Source organism: Trinickia sp. Z7 (genome assembly GCF_056498045.1).
Window position 1 is genome coordinate 371,837 of the sequence record NZ_JAUEQW010000002.1, and the last position, 17,863, is coordinate 389,699.

General features: G+C 63.5%; 15 protein-coding genes. 4 read left to right on the forward strand and 11 right to left on the reverse strand.

Annotated features, from left to right (window positions below; all coding sequences use genetic code 11):
• Positions 1-2 precede the first annotated feature (2 nt).
• The 4 genes from dnaG to QQS38_RS05770 form a co-directional block, all read right to left on the reverse strand.
• A complete protein-coding gene (gene dnaG, locus QQS38_RS05755; protein WP_479644407.1) occupies positions 3-1,907 on the reverse strand; it encodes a DNA primase in 1,905 nt (634 codons plus the stop codon).
• Positions 1,908-2,012: 105 nt separating this feature from the next.
• A complete protein-coding gene (locus QQS38_RS05760) occupies positions 2,013-2,459 on the reverse strand; it encodes a GatB/YqeY domain-containing protein (protein ID WP_479644408.1) in 447 nt (148 codons plus the stop codon).
• A 251-nt stretch (positions 2,460-2,710) separates the two neighbouring features.
• Positions 2,711-2,923 (reverse strand): 30S ribosomal protein S21, encoded by a 213-nt coding sequence (gene rpsU, locus QQS38_RS05765; protein ID WP_479644409.1) that lies wholly within the window; start codon positions 2,921-2,923, stop codon positions 2,711-2,713.
• Positions 2,924-2,992: 69 nt separating this feature from the next.
• Positions 2,993-4,303: a BaiN/RdsA family NAD(P)/FAD-dependent oxidoreductase gene (locus tag QQS38_RS05770; protein WP_479644410.1), complete on the reverse strand. Its 1,311-nt coding sequence runs from the start codon at positions 4,301-4,303 to the stop codon at positions 2,993-2,995.
• A 55-nt stretch (positions 4,304-4,358) separates the two neighbouring features.
• On the opposite strand from QQS38_RS05770, the gene tsaD reads away from it, so the two are divergent.
• On the forward strand, positions 4,359-5,384 hold the full coding sequence (tsaD, locus tag QQS38_RS05775) for a tRNA (adenosine(37)-N6)-threonylcarbamoyltransferase complex transferase subunit TsaD (RefSeq protein ID WP_479644541.1): 1,026 nt from the start codon (positions 4,359-4,361) through the stop codon (positions 5,382-5,384).
• A 139-nt stretch (positions 5,385-5,523) separates the two neighbouring features.
• Here tsaD and folE2 read toward each other — a convergent pair whose 3' ends face one another.
• The 4 genes from folE2 to QQS38_RS05795 form a co-directional block, all read right to left on the reverse strand.
• Positions 5,524-6,345: a GTP cyclohydrolase FolE2 gene (gene folE2, locus QQS38_RS05780; RefSeq protein WP_479644411.1), complete on the reverse strand. Its 822-nt coding sequence runs from the start codon at positions 6,343-6,345 to the stop codon at positions 5,524-5,526.
• 136 nt (positions 6,346-6,481) lie between these two features.
• A complete protein-coding gene (dxs, locus tag QQS38_RS05785) occupies positions 6,482-8,380 on the reverse strand; it encodes a 1-deoxy-D-xylulose-5-phosphate synthase (RefSeq protein WP_479644412.1) in 1,899 nt (632 codons plus the stop codon).
• 82 nt (positions 8,381-8,462) lie between these two features.
• Entirely contained in the window at positions 8,463-9,347 is an 885-nt protein-coding gene (locus tag QQS38_RS05790) for a polyprenyl synthetase family protein (protein ID WP_479644413.1), read from the reverse strand.
• A complete protein-coding gene (locus tag QQS38_RS05795) occupies positions 9,344-9,646 on the reverse strand; it encodes an exodeoxyribonuclease VII small subunit (protein ID WP_277431066.1) in 303 nt (100 codons plus the stop codon). The genes QQS38_RS05790 and QQS38_RS05795 overlap by 4 nt, the downstream gene beginning before the upstream one ends.
• A gap of 278 nt (positions 9,647-9,924) precedes the next feature.
• Between QQS38_RS05795 and QQS38_RS05800 the strand changes: the two genes are divergently transcribed.
• Together QQS38_RS05800 and QQS38_RS05805 are read left to right on the forward strand one after the other, a co-directional pair.
• Positions 9,925-11,031 carry an aromatic ring-hydroxylating oxygenase subunit alpha gene (locus QQS38_RS05800; RefSeq protein ID WP_479644414.1) on the forward strand — a complete coding sequence of 369 codons (1,107 nt, stop codon included), beginning with the start codon at positions 9,925-9,927 and terminating at the stop codon, positions 11,029-11,031.
• Positions 11,032-11,177: 146 nt separating this feature from the next.
• Positions 11,178-12,050, forward strand: a complete 873-nt coding sequence (locus QQS38_RS05805; RefSeq protein WP_479644415.1) for a sulfurtransferase — start codon at positions 11,178-11,180, stop codon at positions 12,048-12,050.
• Between the two features lie 38 nt (positions 12,051-12,088).
• On the opposite strand, the gene QQS38_RS05810 is transcribed toward QQS38_RS05805, so the two are convergent.
• From QQS38_RS05810 to polA, 3 genes are all read right to left on the reverse strand, one after another.
• Complete coding sequence (locus QQS38_RS05810; protein WP_479644416.1) at positions 12,089-12,640, reverse strand: hypothetical protein; 552 nt, start codon at positions 12,638-12,640, stop codon at positions 12,089-12,091.
• A gap of 167 nt (positions 12,641-12,807) precedes the next feature.
• Complete coding sequence (locus QQS38_RS05815; protein ID WP_479644417.1) at positions 12,808-14,157, reverse strand: NAD(P)/FAD-dependent oxidoreductase; 1,350 nt, start codon at positions 14,155-14,157, stop codon at positions 12,808-12,810.
• 158 nt (positions 14,158-14,315) lie between these two features.
• On the reverse strand, positions 14,316-17,093 hold the full coding sequence (polA, locus tag QQS38_RS05820; protein ID WP_479644418.1) for a DNA polymerase I: 2,778 nt from the start codon (positions 17,091-17,093) through the stop codon (positions 14,316-14,318).
• Position 17,094: 1 nt separating this feature from the next.
• Here polA and QQS38_RS05825 point away from each other — a divergent pair, with 1 nt between their 5' ends.
• Positions 17,095-17,838: an LOG family protein gene (locus QQS38_RS05825; protein ID WP_479644419.1), complete on the forward strand. Its 744-nt coding sequence runs from the start codon at positions 17,095-17,097 to the stop codon at positions 17,836-17,838.
• Positions 17,839-17,863 lie beyond the last annotated feature (25 nt).

A 17,863-nucleotide genomic window follows, 5' to 3' on the forward strand; every position in this document is an offset into this window, starting at 1 on the left:
TTTCAAAGCCCGAGCTGCCGTTTCATCTCGGCGCGTTGCCGGTTCAGATCCGCGAATTGATCGATTTCCTCGGGCGTCAGTTTGGACTGGCGCGACAAGCGCTCGAGCCGCTCGCAGCACGCGTCGTAACGAATCTTTAGGATGGCAGCCTGGAATTCCTCGGCGGCGATGCGCTCGCGCTCCTGCTGTTGCTCGGCCGCGGCGGCGTCTTCCACATCGTGCATGAGCAAATCACGCACGTTTTCATCATAGACCAGAATTTCGCGGAAGATTTCTTCGAAAGTCGCAGCATTGACCCCATTTCTAAGCAGATCCGACAGGTGCCGAAATTCAGCCGCCTCACCCAAGGCGCGCGCGTGCGTGGCCGCTTCGGCGAACAATTCGCCATGGTGGCTTTGGTTGAACAGGCTTTCCTCGCTCGCTTCGTCCAAGACGGAAACGATGCGCGGGTACATCACCAAATTGCGCAACGCGCGTTCCTCGATACCCGTGACGCGCCGCCGGTCCTTGCGTGCGGGCGCGCGCTTGGCGGCCGCGGCGATGCGCGTATCGACCTCGCATAGTGCGGCCACCTCTTCGAACGGCACGCCCAAGCGATCGGCGAACATGTGCATGATCTGCGCGCGCAGCGCATTGGCCGGCAGCGCCTGCAACAGCGGCTTGGCATCGAACAACGCGCGGGCGCGTCCTTCCGGCGTATCGAGTTCCTTGCCCGCCAGCACCTCGTTCAACATGAACTGCGACAGCGGCAACGCATGCTCGATCTGCTCCGAGAAAGCGTCCCGGCCGAATTCACGGACGAAGCTATCGGGATCGTGCTCCGGCGGCAGAAACAAGAAGCGGATCGTGCGATTGTCGGCCGCGTGCGGCAGACACGCGTCGAGCGCGCGACGCGCGGCGCGACGGCCCGCGGCGTCCCCATCGAAGCTGAAGATGACCGTATCGGTCTGCCGCAGCAGCTTTTGCACGTGAACCGGCGTGCAAGCGGTGCCGAGGGTCGCAACGGCATTCGGAAACCCGAGTTGCGCCAATGCGACGACGTCCATATACCCCTCCACCACCAACACGAAATGCGCCTCGCGAATCGCCAGCCGGGCCTCGAACAGCCCGTACAGCTCGCTACCCTTGCTAAATAGCGGCGTTTCCGGCGAATTCAAATATTTCGGTTCGCCGCTGTCGAGCACGCGCCCGCCGAACCCGATCACCTTCCCCTTGACGTTGCGGATCGGGAACATGATGCGCTCGCGAAACCGGTCGTAGCGCCGCGGCTGGCCTTGCGCGTCGAGCTTCTCGCTGACGATGACGAGGCCCGCCTCGACTAGCGCATCGTTGCGGTAATCGGGGAAGGCGGCTTCGAGATTCTGCCAGCCGTCGGGCGCGAATCCGAGTCCGAAGCGCGCGGCGACTTCTCCGGTCAGCCCGCGCTTCTTCAAGTACTGAATGGCTTGAGGCGCGCCACGCAATGCTTTGCGATAGTAATCGCACGCCGTTTGCATGAGATCCGACAACGCGGCAACTGCCTTGCCGTCCACGGGTGTGAATCGCTCGGCGCCAGTTGGGCCGCCCTGGCCCTCGGAGCCGCCGTAACCGCCGTAGCCGCCACGAGCGGGCGACGGCTCTTGCGGCACGGACAAGCCGACCGATTGCGCGAGTTCGCCCACCGCCTCGGGGAACGAAAGCCCCGCGTGCTCCATCAAGAAGCCGATGGCCGTCCCGTGCGCGCCGCAGCCGAAGCAGTGATAGAACTGCTTGGTCGGGCTGACGGTGAACGAAGGGCTTTTCTCGTTGTGAAAGGGGCACAAGCCCATGAAATTCGCCCCGCCCTTCTTCAACTGGACGAACTTGCCCACCACGTCGACGATATCGACGCGGTTCAGCAGGTCCTGGAGAAAGGCGTGCGGAATCACATGCAATCGCGCGGAACGAAACGGACCCTGCGCTCATGCTCGGCGCCGCCACTCTCATCGCGGCGAGCCTCCCACCAACGCAGCACCCAGGCTTCGCGCGCCCGCTTACTTGGCAAGTGCGGCCTTCACGAGAGCGGACACAGCCGTCATGTCGGCCCGGCCGGCAAGCTTGCCTTTGAGCACGCCCATCACCTTGCCCATGTCCTGCGGCCCGGCTGCCCCCGTCGCGGCTACCGCCGCCTGCACCTGCTCGCTGATTTCGGCCTCCGACAATTGGGCCGGCATGTAAGCGGCAAGCACGGCAAGCTCCCCGCTCTCCTGCTCGACCAAATCGGTGCGGCCGGCCGCTTCGAATTGGCTGATCGAATCCTTGCGCTGCTTGATCATTTTGTCGATGACGGCCGTGATGGCGGCATCGTCGAGCACCGTCCGTTCGTCGACTTCCCGCTGCTTGATGGCCGCCAGCAGCAAACGAATCGTGGCGAGGCGCCCCGTCTCGCGTGCGCGCATCGCGGTTTTCATGTCCTCGTTGATACGATCTTTAAGACTCATCTTTCACCCGGCTGAGGAAGGGAGGTGGCAATAGTGCAATGGTGCGCACTGAGCGCAAAAACCCGCTTGGGATGCTTCCTCAAGCGGGTCTTGCGCAGGCTGCGCATTCGCGAGCGGGACCGAGGCCAGGCCTAGCAACCGGATCGACCTACCGACCCGGGCAAACCGAGCAGCCGATGCCGCGGCGAAACCGCGCGCCGCTCGAACCACGCGCGCGAAACGCGCGCGCGACCGCAGCGGCCGCGGGACGATCAATACATTTTCTTCGGCAGCATCTGGCTGCGCAGGCGCTTGAAATGGCGCTTCACGGCCGCCGCCTTCTTACGCTTGCGTTCAGCCGTGGGCTTTTCGAAGAACTCGCGCGCACGAAGCTCGGTCAGCAGGCCGTTCTTCTCGATCGTGCGCTTGAAGCGGCGCATCGCAACTTCAAAGGGCTCGTTTTCTTTTACGCGGATGATCGTCATGTTTCCAAAACGAAAATTTCCAAAGGTCCGGGAGTATAGCAGACCTTCTGCACATTTACACGAGCGTTGTCAAGTGCCGCGAGCGAATTCGGCCGCGGCTTGGCCGGCCGCCACGCCCGATGCCCAGGCCCATTGGAAGTTGTAGCCGCCAAGCCAGCCGGTGACATCCACGGCCTCGCCGATGAAATAAAGCCCCGGCACACGCGCACTCATCATGGTCGTCGACGACAACTCGCGCGTATCGACGCCGCCCTTGGTGACCTCGGCCTTGCGATAGCCCTCCGTTCCCGATGGCGCCAACGTCCAGCGAGAAAATGCCTCGCCCAAGCGGCGCAAAGTTTTATCAGACAAATCGGCCAAGCGGGCTTCCGGGGATACCGCGTGCGCATCGAGCCAAGCATGGGCGAGGCGCGCCGGCAGCCATTGCCCCAGCACAGTGCCGACCTGGCGTTTCGTGGCGCTCGATTTTGCCTCGAGCAACGCCGCGGCGACATCCAGTCCGGGCAGCAAATCGATGACGATCGGCTCGCCGCTCTGCCAGTAGCTGGAAATTTGCAGCACGCCGGGCCCGGACAACCCCCGGTGCGTAAAGAGCAAGTCTTCGATGAACGAGCCGCAAGCTCGCTTGGAGCCCGCCGTCACCTCGACTTCCAGCGATACGCCGGCCAACGCGGCGAACGGCGCCCAATCCTCGGAAGTGAACGTGAGCGGAACGAGCGCCGGGCGAGTGTCGACGAGCTTGTGTCCGAACTGCTTGGCCAGGCGATAAGCGAAATCCGTCGCGCCGATCTTCGGGATCGAGAGCCCCCCTGTCGCGATCACCAAGGCGCGTGCCGCAATCTCGTCGCCGCTCGTCTCGAGCGCAAACACACCTGTATCGCTACGCCTTACGGCATGCACCGTCACCGGACGCCGCCAGGCCACTCGCCCGGTGTCGCATTCGGCCGCGAGCAGGTCGATGATCGATTCGCTCGAATGGTCGCAAAACAGTTGACCTCGGTGCTTCTCGTGCCAACTCACACGGTGCGCCTTGAGCAACGCAAGGAAATCGCGCGGCGTGTAGCGCGCGAGCGCCGAACGGCAAAAGTGCGGATTGGCCGAGAGATAGTTGGACGGACCTGCCTGCAAGTTCGTGAAATTGCAGCGCCCGCCTCCGGAAATGCGGATCTTCTCGGCAAGGCGCGGCGAATGATCGATCAGTGCCACGCGCGCGCCGCGCTGTCCGGCCACGGCCGCGCACATCATCCCGGCCGCCCCCGCGCCGATGACGGCGATATCGAAAGATTCCATGGCGCGCATTCTACCCGCGAGAGCGGCCCTGGTCGGCACGCTGATATACTTCCGTGTTTTCCACGCATTCCTCGCGGCGGCCGCGGCCATGGTTATAGCGTTGTCATAGCCGGCCATGGCCGTCGCCGCCCTCGCCCATCCCACCATGCTCGTTCTCGGCATCGAAAGTTCGTGCGACGAAACCGGGCTCGCGCTCTACGACACCGAGCGCGGCCTGCTCGCCCACGCGCTGCATTCGCAGATCGCAATGCATCGCGAATACGGCGGCGTCGTGCCCGAACTGGCTTCCCGCGACCATATCCGCCGGGCGTTGCCGCTGCTCGAGGATGTGCTCGCCCGCTCGGGCGCCTCGCGCGCCGATATCGACGCCATCGCGTTTACGCAAGGGCCCGGCCTCGCGGGCGCGCTGCTCGTGGGGGCCAGCATCGCGAACTCACTCGCGCTCGCGTGGGATAAGCCCACCATCGGTATCCACCATCTCGAAGGGCACCTGCTTTCGCCGCTGCTCATCGAAGCGCCGCCGCCGTTTCCGTTCGTCGCGCTGCTCGTGTCGGGCGGTCATACGCAGCTCATGCGGGTGACCGATGTGGGCGTCTACGAAACGCTCGGCGAAACGCTGGACGACGCGGCCGGCGAAGCATTCGACAAGACGGCCAAGCTGCTCGGGCTCGGCTATCCCGGTGGTCCGGAGGTCTCACGGCTCGCCGATTACGGCACGCCGGGCGCCGTCACGCTGCCGCGGCCGATGCTCCATTCGGGCGACCTCGATTTCAGCTTCAGCGGTTTGAAAACCGCTGTGCTGACTCAAACCAAGCAGTTGGGGGCGAACGTCTGCGAGCAAGCGAAGGCCGATCTCGCGCGCGGGTTCGTTGACGCTGCCGTAGACGTGCTCGTCGGCAAATCGCTGGCGGCGCTCAAGCAGACGCGGCTCAAGCGCCTAGTCGTCGCGGGCGGCGTGGGCGCGAACCGCCAGTTACGCGACGCATTGACAGCCGCCGCCAAGAAGCGCGGCTTCGAGGTCCACTACCCCGACCTTGCGCTGTGCACCGATAACGGCGCGATGATCGCGCTGGCGGGCGCTTTGCGTCTGCAACGCTGGCCGCACCAAGCAAGCCGGGACTATGCGTTCACGGTGAAGCCGCGCTGGGATTTGTCGTCGCTGGCACGCTAGGTAGAACGATAACGTAGGCTGGCAGCGCCAGCGCAATGACAGGAACCAGGCGCGAGCTGCACCGCGCTTCGGTCAATGCGGCGGATTGGCTGCCGCCTCCTCGCACTCGGGCGGCCGCAGCACTAGAACGTTAGAAGCGTTAAGCCGCCGCTGCGGCTGCCTTACGCTTGTCGTGCTCGATCACGGCGTAAGCACTGTGGTTGTGAATCGATTCGAAGTTCTCCGCTTCGAGCGTGTACGCCACGATGCGCGCGTCGCGGTTGAGCCGCTGCGCCACATCCCGCACCAAGTCCTCGACGAATTTCGGATTCTCGTACGCGCGCTCCGTCACGAACTTTTCGTCGGGACGCTTGAGCAAGCCCCACAATTCGCAGGAAGCCTCTTGCTCCGCCATCCGGATCAGATCCTCCACGGGCACATCGGCCAGCAACTCCACGTCGATCGTCACATGCGAGCGCTGATTGTGCGCGCCGTACTGCGAGATTTCCTTCGAGCAGGGGCAAAGGCTGGTCACGGGCACGAGCACACGCAAGAACGTGCGGATTTCACCGTCGCGCGCCTGCCCCGTCAATGTCACTTCGTAGTCGAGCAAACTCGACACGCCCGAAACCGGCGCGGTTTTCGGCACGAAATAAGGAAACGTGACCTCGATGCGGCCGCCAGTCGCCTCGAGCTTGTCGAGCATCTCGGCAAGCAGCTTACGAAACGTGGTCGATACCAGCGGCGCTTTACTCGCCTCCAACAGCGCCACGAAGCGCGACATGTGCGTGCCCTTCTGATGCGCGGGCAGGTGCACGTCGAGGTTCCATGTGCCCACCGTCGGCTGAATGTCGCCGCTTGGCGTGCGCACCGTCAGCGGATGGCGAACCCCCTTCACTCCGACGCGCTGAATCGGAATCTGCCTCGTGTCGACCGTGCTTTGAATGTCGGGCATGACGAAGGCGGGATTCATCTGGTTCATCTTCTTGTCCTGATGGGCGCGGCTGCAAAGCCGGAGCGCAGGGGCCGGCGAAAGTCGCGCCAATAAATAAACATGGGCCCGAAGGCCCATGCGTGCATCCAAAATGCGGCGGCCGCTCAGGGCGGCCCGCTCCGGATCAAGCCACGCGCTGCGCCGCCAGCTTAGCCGCCGGCTCGAAAAAGCGTGCGCGAATCGACCGTTCGATGCCCGCGCCGTCAAGGCCGCATTCCGCCAGCAACTTGGCCGGGTCGCCATGGTCGATGAAGCTGTCGGGGAGGCCCAATTGTAGTACGGGGCGAACAACCCCATTGGCAAGCAGGGATTCCACACAAGCCGAGCCCGCACCGCCCATGATGCAGCCTTCCTCAACCGTGACGATTGCATCGTGCGTTTGCGCCAGCTCGCGGACGAGGTCGGCATCGATCGGCTTGACGAACCGCATGTTCGCGACCGTGGCATCGAGCCCTTCCGCCGCCGCCAGTGACGGCGCGACCATGGTGCCGAACGCGAGTATCGCGATACGGCTGCCCTTGGGCGCAGTCGATTGACGGCGAATTTCGCCGCGGCCTACCGGCAGCGCCTCCATCTGTTTCACCGTGGCGACGCCCGTGCCCGCGCCGCGCGGATAACGAACCGCGGTCGGATTGGGCTGCTGCAGCGCCGTGTACAGCATCTGGCGGCACTCGTTTTCATCGGCGGGCGCCATCACGGTCATGTTGGGAATGCAGCGCAGGAACGCCAAATCGTAGGACCCCGCGTGCGTCGCGCCGTCGGCGCCCACGAGCCCCGCCCGGTCGATCGCGAACACGACCGGGAGGTTTTGCAGCGCGACGTCGTGAATCAACTGGTCGTACGCGCGCTGCAGGAACGTCGAATAAATAGCGACGACAGGCTTCATGCCTTCGGTCGCCATGCCCCCGGCAAAGGTCACCGCATGCTGTTCGGCAATGCCCACGTCGAAATAGCGATCGGGAAAGCGCCTCTCGAATTCAACCATGCCCGAGCCTTCGCGCATGGCCGGCGTGATGCCAACGACGCGCGAATCCAATTCGGCCGCATCGCACAACCACTCGCCGAACACCTGCGTATAGGTTTTCTTCGACGGCGAGCTAGGCGGCTTGATGCCCTCGGCCGGATTGAACTTGCCCGGCCCGTGATAGAGCACGGGATCGGCCTCGGCGAGCTTGTAGCCTTGCCCCTTCTTCGTCACTACGTGCAGGAATTGCGGGCCGCGCAACTCCCGAATGTTTTGCAACGTGGGGATCAGCGAGTCGAGATCGTGCCCGTCGATGGGGCCGATGTAGTTGAAGCCGAACTCCTCGAACAGCGTGGCGGGCACCACCATGCCCTTCGCATGCTCTTCGAGCTTGCGCGCGAGCTCGAGCATCGGGGGCGCAACGCGCAGCACGCGCTCGACGCCCGCGCGGGCAGCTGCATAGAAACGCCCCGACATCAGCCGAGCCAGGTGGCGATTGAGCGCGCCGACAGGCGGCGAAATCGACATGTCGTTGTCGTTCAGGATGACGAGGAACGGCAAATCGTCGCACACGCCGGCGTTGTTCATGGCTTCGAACGCCATGCCCGCCGTCATTGCGCCATCGCCGATCACGGCGATCGAGAAACGATCGATGCCCTCGAGCTTACTTGCGATCGCCATGCCCAGCGCCGCTGAAATCGAGGTGCTCGAATGAGCGGTGCCGAACGTGTCGTATTGCGACTCGGAGCGGCGTGGAAACCCCGAAATGCCGCCGCGCTGACGCAACGTGGGCATCCGGTCGCGACGCCCCGTCAGAATCTTATGAGGATAGGTTTGGTGGCCCACGTCCCATACGATACGGTCGTGCGGCGTATCGAAAACGTAGTGCAGGGCGATCGTCAGCTCGACGGTGCCGAGATTCGACGACAAATGGCCGCCCGTTTGCGACACGCTGTCGAGCACGAACGCGCGCAGCTCGTCGGCAAGCGGCGTCAGTTGGCGGCGATCGAGGCGGCGCAGATCCGCCGGGTCGTCGATGGTTTTCAACAAGTCGTACATCGTCGTTCCATTGTAGGAAAAGTTACGCGCCCGCTTTTTTCATGCGCTTCTCGAGGCCAATGCGCGCTAGCGGGCTTCGCGTTCAACTCACCCGGTGTACCACCAGGTCGGCAAGCTCGGCCAAACGCCGTGCATGCTCACCGAAAGGCGCGAGCGCGTCATGCGCGTCGCGCCTCAATTGCGCCGCCAAAGCACGCGACGCTTCAAGCCCGATAATCGAAACGTAAGTCGGTTTGCCGTCCTTCGCGTCCTTGCCCGCCGTCTTGCCGAGCGTCGCGGAGTCGGTCGTCACATCGAGGATGTCGTCGACGACTTGGAATGCCAATCCGACCGCCGCCGCATAGGCGTCGAGCGCCGCGAGCGCCCGCGCGTCGGGGGCCGTTCCGGCCAGCGCGCCCATGCGCACGGACGCACGCAAGAGTGCGCCGGTCTTCATCCGATGCATCGTTTCGAGCTGCGGCCGCGTGAGCGTCAGCCCCACGCTCGCCAAGTCGATCGCTTGCCCGCCGGCCATGCCGAGCGAGCCGCTCGCAAACGCCAGCTCGCGCACGAGGGCCGCCTGCCCACGCGCGTCCAGCGCCGCCTCGTCGGTCAGCACGATGAATGCCTGCGACTGCAGGGCATCCCCGACCAGCAGCGCCGTGGCTTCGTCATACTTGACGTGCACCGTCGGCTTGCCGCGACGCAAATCGTCATCGTCCATGCACGGCATGTCGTCATGCACGAGCGAATAGACGTGAATCATCTCGAGCGCCGCCGACGCCGCTTCCAAAGCCTGCGGCCGCGCCCCCGTCAATTCGCCCGCGGCATGCACGAGCAATGGCCGGATACGCTTGCCGCCACCGAGCACCGCATAGCGCATCGCTTCGTGAAGCCGCGCGGGTTCGGCGGCCGATGCCGGCAGGTAACGTTCGAGTGCCGCTTCGACGCGCGCGAGCACCGCGCGCATCCATTCTTCAAAAGTCATAGATCGTCTCCGCTGTCCGCGGGGGCCGTACCGGGGGGCAACGGCTTGAGCGTCTCGCCATCGAGCACGCGCACCTGCTGCTCCACCTTTTCCAGTTGCTGCTGACAATACGCTACCAGGGCTGCGCCGCGACGGTACGCGGCCAACGACTCCTCGAGGCTCAAGGCGCCGCTCTCCATACGGGAAACCAGCTCTTCCAACTCGGCCACCGCCGCTTCATAGTTCCGGGGCAGTGCCGCATCCCCTTGTTCGCCGCCGAGAGCGGGCGCGGGCGTACCTTCGGGTGCTATCTTCGCCATCGGATAGGGGTGAACATAAAAGCAAGTCGGACATTCTACGGCAAAAGCGCACGACCTAGCCGATCCGCCACCCCGGCCCGACCCTCCGCTCGAGGGCAAAAAAACAACACTCGATGTGCCCCCAGACCCTGCGGGATCGCTTTTTGCGCAGGGTTTTTTGACCCAAATCATGCACTTAAGCGCCCCAAGGAAGGGGAAAGGGGTATAATTTCAGGTTCCCTAAATCGAATCTTCGATGGTTGGGTTGTTCACTGCTTTCACGTTTTTCGGGAGTGGGAATGTCCAATCTGAGCAATGCTTTGCAACTCAAGGCCATTTCGAGCCAGTTGCCGGTCACGGCTTACTTCGATGAAGCGCTGCTCGCGCGAGAAATCGAAACACTTTTCAAGAAGGGTCCTCGTTACGTCGGGCATGAGTTGATGGTGCCCGAGGCGGGGAACTATTTCGCCCTACCCAGCGAAAACGAAGGGCGCGTGCTCGTGCGCAACCAACGTTCGCAGGTGGAGCTGCTATCTAACGTCTGTCGTCATCGCCAGGCGATCATGCTCAATGGGCGCGGCCAGGCTCAGAACATCGTCTGCCCGCTGCACCGCTGGACATACAACCTCGACGGCGAATTGCTCGGCGCGCCGCATTTCGCCGACAACCCCTGCCTGAACCTCGGCGCCACGCCGCTGCAGAATTGGCACGGCTTGCTGTTCGAGACTGCAGGCCGGGACGTCGCGAAAGATCTGGCGAAGCTCGGCACGCAGCATCATTTCGACTTCACGGACTACATGTTCGATCACGTCGAAGTGCACGAGTGCAACTACAACTGGAAGACGTTCATCGAGGTCTATCTCGAGGACTATCACGTCGTGCCGTTTCATCCGGGCCTCGGCAGCTTCGTCAATTGCGACGATCTGACGTGGGAGTTCGGCGATTGGTACAGCGTCCAGACGGTGGGCGTGCATAACGGGCTGTCCAAGCCCGGCAGCACGGTCTACCGCAAGTGGCACGACCAAGTGCTGCGCGTGCGCGACGGCGAACCGCCCGAATATGGCGCCATCTGGATGGTGTACTACCCAGGGCTCATGATCGAGTGGTACCCGCATGTGCTCGTCGTCTCGTGGCTGATTCCGCGCGGCCCGCGCAAAACGACGAACATCGTGGAGTTCTACTACCCCGAGGAATTTGCCCTGTTCGAGCGAGAGTTCGTCGAAGCGGAGCGCGCAGCCTATATGGAGACGGCACGAGAAGACGATGAGATCGGCGAGCGCATGGACGCCGGCCGCCTTGCGCTGCTCGAGCGCGGCGAGTCGCAGGTCGGGCCTTATCAGAGCCCGATGGAAGACGGCATGCAGCATTTCCACGAGTTCCTGCGGCGCGAACTGGGCGAAATCTGACACGGCTCGCTCTTCGCGTGCGGCCAAGCGCCCCGATCTGACGACGGGCAAGACGGCGAATACGCCTCTTGCCCGTCTTTTTGTTTAGACTGCAGTCAATCGTCCGCCGTCCAAGCGGGAGTTCGCTCGCCACCGAGGTGCCCATCATGCCGCACACGCATTACACCACTCTCATTTCGGCCGACAACCTGGCGGAGCGCTTATCCAGCGCCCCAGGCAGCGTCTTGGTCTTCGACTGCAGCTTCGACCTCGCCAACCCGAGCGCCGGCGAGCAAGCCTATGCGTCGGGCCATATCCCCGGCGCCCATTATCTGCACCTCGATCGCGACCTGTCCGGCGCAAAGACGGGCAAGAACGGCCGGCACCCGCTACCGGCCCGCGATGCGCTCGTCGATACCCTCGCTAAGCACGGGCTGAAGGAGCACCAGCAAGTCGTCGTTTACGACGCCCAAGGCGGCGCCTATGCGGCGCGCCTTTGGTGGCTCTTGCGCTGGCTGGGCCACGATTCCGTTGCAGTGCTCGACGGCGGCCTGCAAGCGTGGCAAGCCGCCGGACAAAAACTCGAAACCGCAGCGCCCGGCGCCGCGGCGCGCGGTGACTTCAAAGCTGCCGCCCCGCTTGCCGTGACCGTGGACGCCCAACACTTGCTGGCAAACATGAAGGGCGGTGCTCAGGTCGTCATCGATGCGCGCTCGCCCGACCGCTATCGCGGGGAAAACGAGACGATCGATCCCGTTGCAGGCCACATCCCGGGTGCGCTCAATCGCTTCTTCAAGGACAACCTGACCTCCGACGGGCGCTTCAAGTCGGCCCACACGCTGCGCGCGGAATTCGGCGCGGTCATGGGCCAAAAAACGCCCGAGCACGTGGTGCTGCAGTGCGGCTCCGGCGCAACCGCGTGCCATAACGCGCTCGCGATGGAGGTAGCCGGGTTGCACGGCGCAGCGGTGTACGTGGGGTCCTGGAGCGAGTGGTGCTCCGACCCGTCGCGACCGATCGCGACCGGGCCGAATCCTTGAGAGGGCGGCGCTCGCCGCCCTTGAGCGAGCGCTCGCAGCTAACCGCCCGGAGAATCCTTCAGCAACCTAACGCTGGCCGACGAGTTGTTGGCGATGAACGCCTGCGTGCCGAAAAGCCCGTTTTTCGGTGCGTTGCCCGGCGCGCTCAGGTTGAGCAACTCGACCGCGGATCCGGCAGGCAAGTCGCGCCGCCACCGGCTCAGGGGCGAGACGGTGATCATGTTGCCGGCCAGCGCCGATGCGCTGCCGTAGTAAAGCGCGATATCGGCCGGGTAATGTTGGGTGCGCACCGTGCGCACGACGACGAGATCCGCCGTGGACCGCTGTTGCAAACGCCGCGGCAACGCCATCGTCGTTGAAGTCTCCCCGTCGAGAATGTGCAGAAATTCGGGCTGCCCCGGCAGCTTCAACCACTTGACGGCAACGCGAATTCCCTTGAACACCCTTTTCGGCCAAGCCTGGCCGATGGGGCGTAAAACGATCGTGCGGCTGGGATCTCGGGCCGTGGAGGTGCAGTAGCCGAGCGCGTTATTGCCTGTTTTGCCGTCGGGGAGCGACACCATGTGGGTCGCGAGAGAAGGATGGCTCATCGTATCGGTGGAGCAGTTCCCCGCCACACGGTGCGACGGGAGAGCGCTGCTTGACTGAAAACGGCGAGCCTACGCGATTGGAGCCTGGCATATCACGAAGCGCGACCGATTTCAGACCAAGTGAATGGTGCCGGACGGCCCGCGCGGCCGCGAGCCATCCTCCCGCACTAATGCAACTTCACGCGCGGCAGCGTGGTGCGCCGCAGCCAATGCGCCACGGTATCGAGCATCATCCGGGGGTAGCCGTGCAACGCGGCGATATGCAGCCGGTACAGCGACATATACATGAAGCGCGCGAACAGCCCTTCGACGAGCATGCTGCCGCCGATGAGCCCTCCCATCAGGTTGCCCACCGCGCTGAAGTGCCCGAGCGACACCAGCGAGCCGAAATCGCGATACGTGAATTCCGGCAGGGCCTTGCCTTCGAGCCGGCTCGACATCGCGCGCAGCAGAAAGCTCGCTTGCTGGTGCGCCGCCTGAGCTCGGGGCGGCACATTGCGTTCCTGGCCGGGCCATGGGCACGCCGCGCAATCGCCAAGCGCGAAGATGTTTTCGTCTAGTTCGGTTTGCAGTGTGCGACGCACGCAAAGTTGGCCCAAGCGATTGACCGTGAGGCCGTCGAGCTGCCCCAGCACGGCCGGAGCCTTGATGCCGGCCGCCCAAACGGTGAGGTCGGCCCGCACGCTCTTGCCGCTTGCCGTACGGACCACCCCGGGCGCAACCTCCGCCACGGTCTCGCCGATCATCAGCTTCACACCCAGCTTGCGCAGCAATTCGGCCGTCGCGCTCGATACGCGCTCCTGCAGCGCCGGCAAAATGCGAGGCCCCGCCTCGATCAATACGATGCCGATGTCGTGCCGCGGATCGAGCTTGTGCAAGCCGTAGGCCGAGAGCACCTGCGCGGTGTTGCGCAGTTCGGCGGACAGTTCGACGCCGGTCGCCCCGCCGCCCACGATCGCCACTTGAATGCGAGCCTCCGCCTCGGCGGACGGCCCCAACCCCGACTCGACCGTGGCGTGAGGTTGATGCTCGGCCCGCATGCACGCGGCGATGAGGCGCTTTCTGAACCGCTCCGCTTGCGCAACGGTATCGAGTGCGATCGAATGCTCGGCCGCGCCCTGCACACCGAAAAAATGCGTCGTGCTGCCGATCGCGATCACGAGGGTGTCGTACTCGAGCATGCGCTGCGGCAACAGTTCCGCGCCGTCGGAATCGATGACGGGCGCGATCGTGATGCGCTTGGCGCCGCGATCGATCCCAACGAGATCGCCCTGCTGAAATTCGAACCCATGCCAGCGCGCCTGCGCCGCATATTCGAGTTCCTGCGTGAACGGATCGAGACTGCCTGCAGCCACCTCATGCAGTAACGGCTTCCAGATATGCGTCGGATAGCGATCGACTAGCGTGACGAGCGCACGCGGCTCCCCGCCGTTCTTGCGCGCGCCGTAACGATCCCCGAGGCGCGTGGCCAACTCGAGCCCACCCGCGCCTCCCCCCACGACGATAAAACGATGCATGCCGATACCCCTATGCCGTTGATGATTCGGTTCGGTCGCGCGCTCGTGATTTGCGGCGCGCGTGTCGCTCGGCCATTGTGCGCGAAGACGCATGCTCGCGCGAACCCATCACGGCTTATTGAAGCCATACGGGCGCGAGCATGAGCCCGATCAGCGCATCAATGCGCTTCCTCCCAGTTCGCCCCGACGCCCACTTCCGCTACGAGCGGCGCCTTCAGCGCCGCGACGCCGCACATCAATTGCGGCAGCTTTTCGCGTACGACAGGCAGTTCGTCGTCGGGCACTTCGAGCACGAGTTCGTCATGCACTTGCATGATCATGCGGCTCTTGGCTTGCTCTCGTTCGAGCCACCCTTGCACCGCGATCATCGACAATTTGATGAGATCGGCCGCCGTGCCTTGCATCGGCGCATTGATGGCCGCACGTTCGGCCGCTTGGCGGCGCGGGCCATTACCGCCGTTGATCTCGGGCAGCCACAGACGACGGCCGAAAACCGTTTCGACATAGCCCTTCACCTTGGCGCTGGAACGCGTGTCGTCCATGTACCGAGCGACGCCGGGATAGCGCGCGAAATAGCGATCGATATAAAGCTTTGCGGCATCGCGCGTGATCCCGAGGTTGGCGGCCAACCCGAACGAGCTCATACCGTAGATCAAGCCGAAGTTGATGACTTTGGCGATGCGTCGCTGATCGCTCGACACTTCGAGCGGCGTCACCCCGAACACCTCGGCCGCCGTCGCGCGGTGAATGTCTTCGCCTTGCGCGAACGCGCGGAGCAACGACTCATCGCCCGAAATATGCGCCATGATGCGCAGCTCGATCTGCGAGTAGTCGGCCGAGATGATCTTGCTACCTTCGGGCGCGATGAACGCTTCACGGATGCGGCGGCCTTCCGCCGTGCGCACGGGAATGTTTTGTAGATTAGGATCGTTCGATGCGAGCCGCCCTGTCACGGCCACGGCCTGCGCATAGTTCGTATGCACGCGGCCGGTTTTCGGATTGACCATGCGCGGCAGCTTGTCGGTGTAGGTCGACTTGAGCTTGGACAAGCCGCGATGCTCCAACAGCAGCTTCGGCAAAGGGTAATCTTCGGCCAGCTTTTGCAGCACTTCTTCATCGGTGGAAGGCGCGCCGCTCGGCGTCTTCTTGATGACGGGCAATTGCAACCGCTCGAAGAAGATTTGCCCGATCTGCTTGGGCGAGCCCAGATTGAACTCGCCGCCCGCCAACGCATAGGCCTGCGCCTCGAGTTCGATGAGCCGCCCCGCGATCTCGCTGCTTTGCCGGCGCAGCCGTTCGCTGTCGATCAACACGCCATTGCGCTCCATCTTGCGCAACACGCGCGCCGTGGGCAACTCGATGTCGCGATAGACATACAGCAAGCCGGGCTCGCGCTCGACCTGTGGAAACAGCGCCGCGTGCAATTGGAATGTGATGTCGGCGTCTTCGGCGGCGTATTCGGCCGCTTGCGCGAGCGCCACTTCGTCGAACCCGATCTGCTGCGCGCCCTTGCCCGCCACCTCTTCGTACTTGATGGTCTTGACGCCGAGATGACGCGACGCAAGGCTATCCATGTCGTGCGGACGATGCGATTCGAGCACGTACGATTCGAGCATCGTGTCGTGCTCGACGCCGTTCAATTCGATGCCGTAGTTGGCGAGCACCTGCTCGTCGTACTTCAAATGTTGGCCCAATTTTTTCTTATCGGGGCTTTCGAGCCAAGGTTTGAGTTTGGCCAGCACCTGGTCGCGCGGCAGTTGCACGGGTGCATCGGGCCCGCGATGGCCGACGGGGATGTAAGCCGCACAGCCGGCCCCAATCGATAGCGAAATCCCCACGAGTTCCGCCCGCATCGGGTCGAGCGATGTCGTTTCGGTATCGAAGGAGGTCAATGGCGCGCCGTCGATCTTCGCGAGCCACATATCGAAGTGCTCCCACGTCTGCACGGTTTCGTAGCAACGCTCCGGCGCGATCGTCGGGGCGGGCTCGGCCGCGAGCACGCCTGTGGGCTCGGCCACGCCTGCTGCCGCCTGCGCGTCCTCGGCGCCTTCGATCAACGTTTCGATCTCACGCAGCCATGTTCTGAAGCCGTGCCGCATGAAGAGGTCGCGCAATTCGAGCGGAGACTCGGGCCGAGCCGGCAAGGTTTCCTCGATCGAGGCCACATGCTCGGTCAGATCGCAGGCTCGCTCGACCGTGACCAGCTTTTTTGCGAGCGGCAGGAAATCGAGCGCGCGGCGCAGGTTCTCGCCGACGACACCCTTGATTTCGCTCGCATGTTCCACGATGCCGTCCAGCGTTTCATATTGCGCGAGCCATTTGACGGCCGTTTTCGGGCCGCACTTTTCGACGCCGGGCACGTTGTCGACGGTGTCGCCGATCAGCGAGAGGTAATCGACGATACGCTCGGGCGGCACGCCGAACTTGGCGACGACGCCTTCGCGATCGAGCGTTTCGTTCGTCATCGTATTGACGAGCGTGACGTGGTCGCTGACGAGCTGGGCCAAATCCTTATCGCCCGTGGAGACGACGACGTTCATCCCTTCGCGCTCGGCTGCGGAAGCAAGCGTGCCGATGACATCGTCGGCTTCGACGCCGTCGACCATCAGAAGCGGCCAGCCGAGGGCACGCACGGCAAAGTGGATCGGTTCGATCTGCTTGGCGAGGTCCTCGGGCATGGAGGGACGATGGGCTTTGTAGTCGGGATACCAATCGTCACGGAACGTCTTGCCCTTTGCGTCGAAGACGCACGCGCTATACTCTGCGGTGACATCCTTGCGCATGCGACGCAACATGTTGATGAAGCCGTAAAGCGCTCCCGTCGGCTCGCCGTCGGGCCCGCGCAAGTCTGGCATCGCATGGTAGGCCCGATACAGATAGCTTGATCCGTCGACCAAAACGAGGGTCTTACCTTTCAGGTTCCGTTCTGCAGGCATTATGAACAAGAGAAAAGTGATTCCGAGTCTGCGATCGCTCGCAGATCAAGAACGCGCGACGGCCAAGAAGGCCCGCGCGTCATGGCAGATGTTCACGATTATGGCAGAGTTCATCGAGGCGACCGAGTACCTCTCGGAGATCCGCCCGGCCGTCAGCATCTACGGTTCGGCGCGCATCAAACCGAACTCGCCGTACTACAAACTCGCGACGCAAATCGCGCGCAAGGCATCCGATGCCGGCTTCGCCGTCATTTCGGGCGGCGGCCCGGGCATCATGGAAGCGGCCAACAAAGGCGCGCATGCGGGCAAGGCGCCGTCGGTGGGTTTGAACATCGAACTGCCGCACGAGCAATCGGGCAACCAGTGGCAAGACATCACGCTGCGTTTCCGACACTTCTTCACGCGCAAGGTCACGTTCGTCAAGAATTCCGATGCGGTCATCGTGATGCCGGGCGGCTTCGGCACGCTCGATGAATTGGCCGAGGTATTGACGCTGATTCAGACGAAGAAGTCGCGGCATGTGCCGATCATTCTCGTCGGCAGCGAATTTTGGAAGGGCCTGCTGCATTGGTTCGAAACGGCCCTCGTGCCGATGGGGCTCATCAATCCCGAAGACATCCACCTCATGCAGGTGATCGACGATCCCGATCAAGTGCTCGAAGCCGTGCTCAAGTTCTACGAGGATCGTGGCGAGGCCGAGCCGCATGCGGCCAAGTCGGATGAGGATCGGATGTTCTATCTTTGAGGGACTAGGACTACGTGGGAGGCGA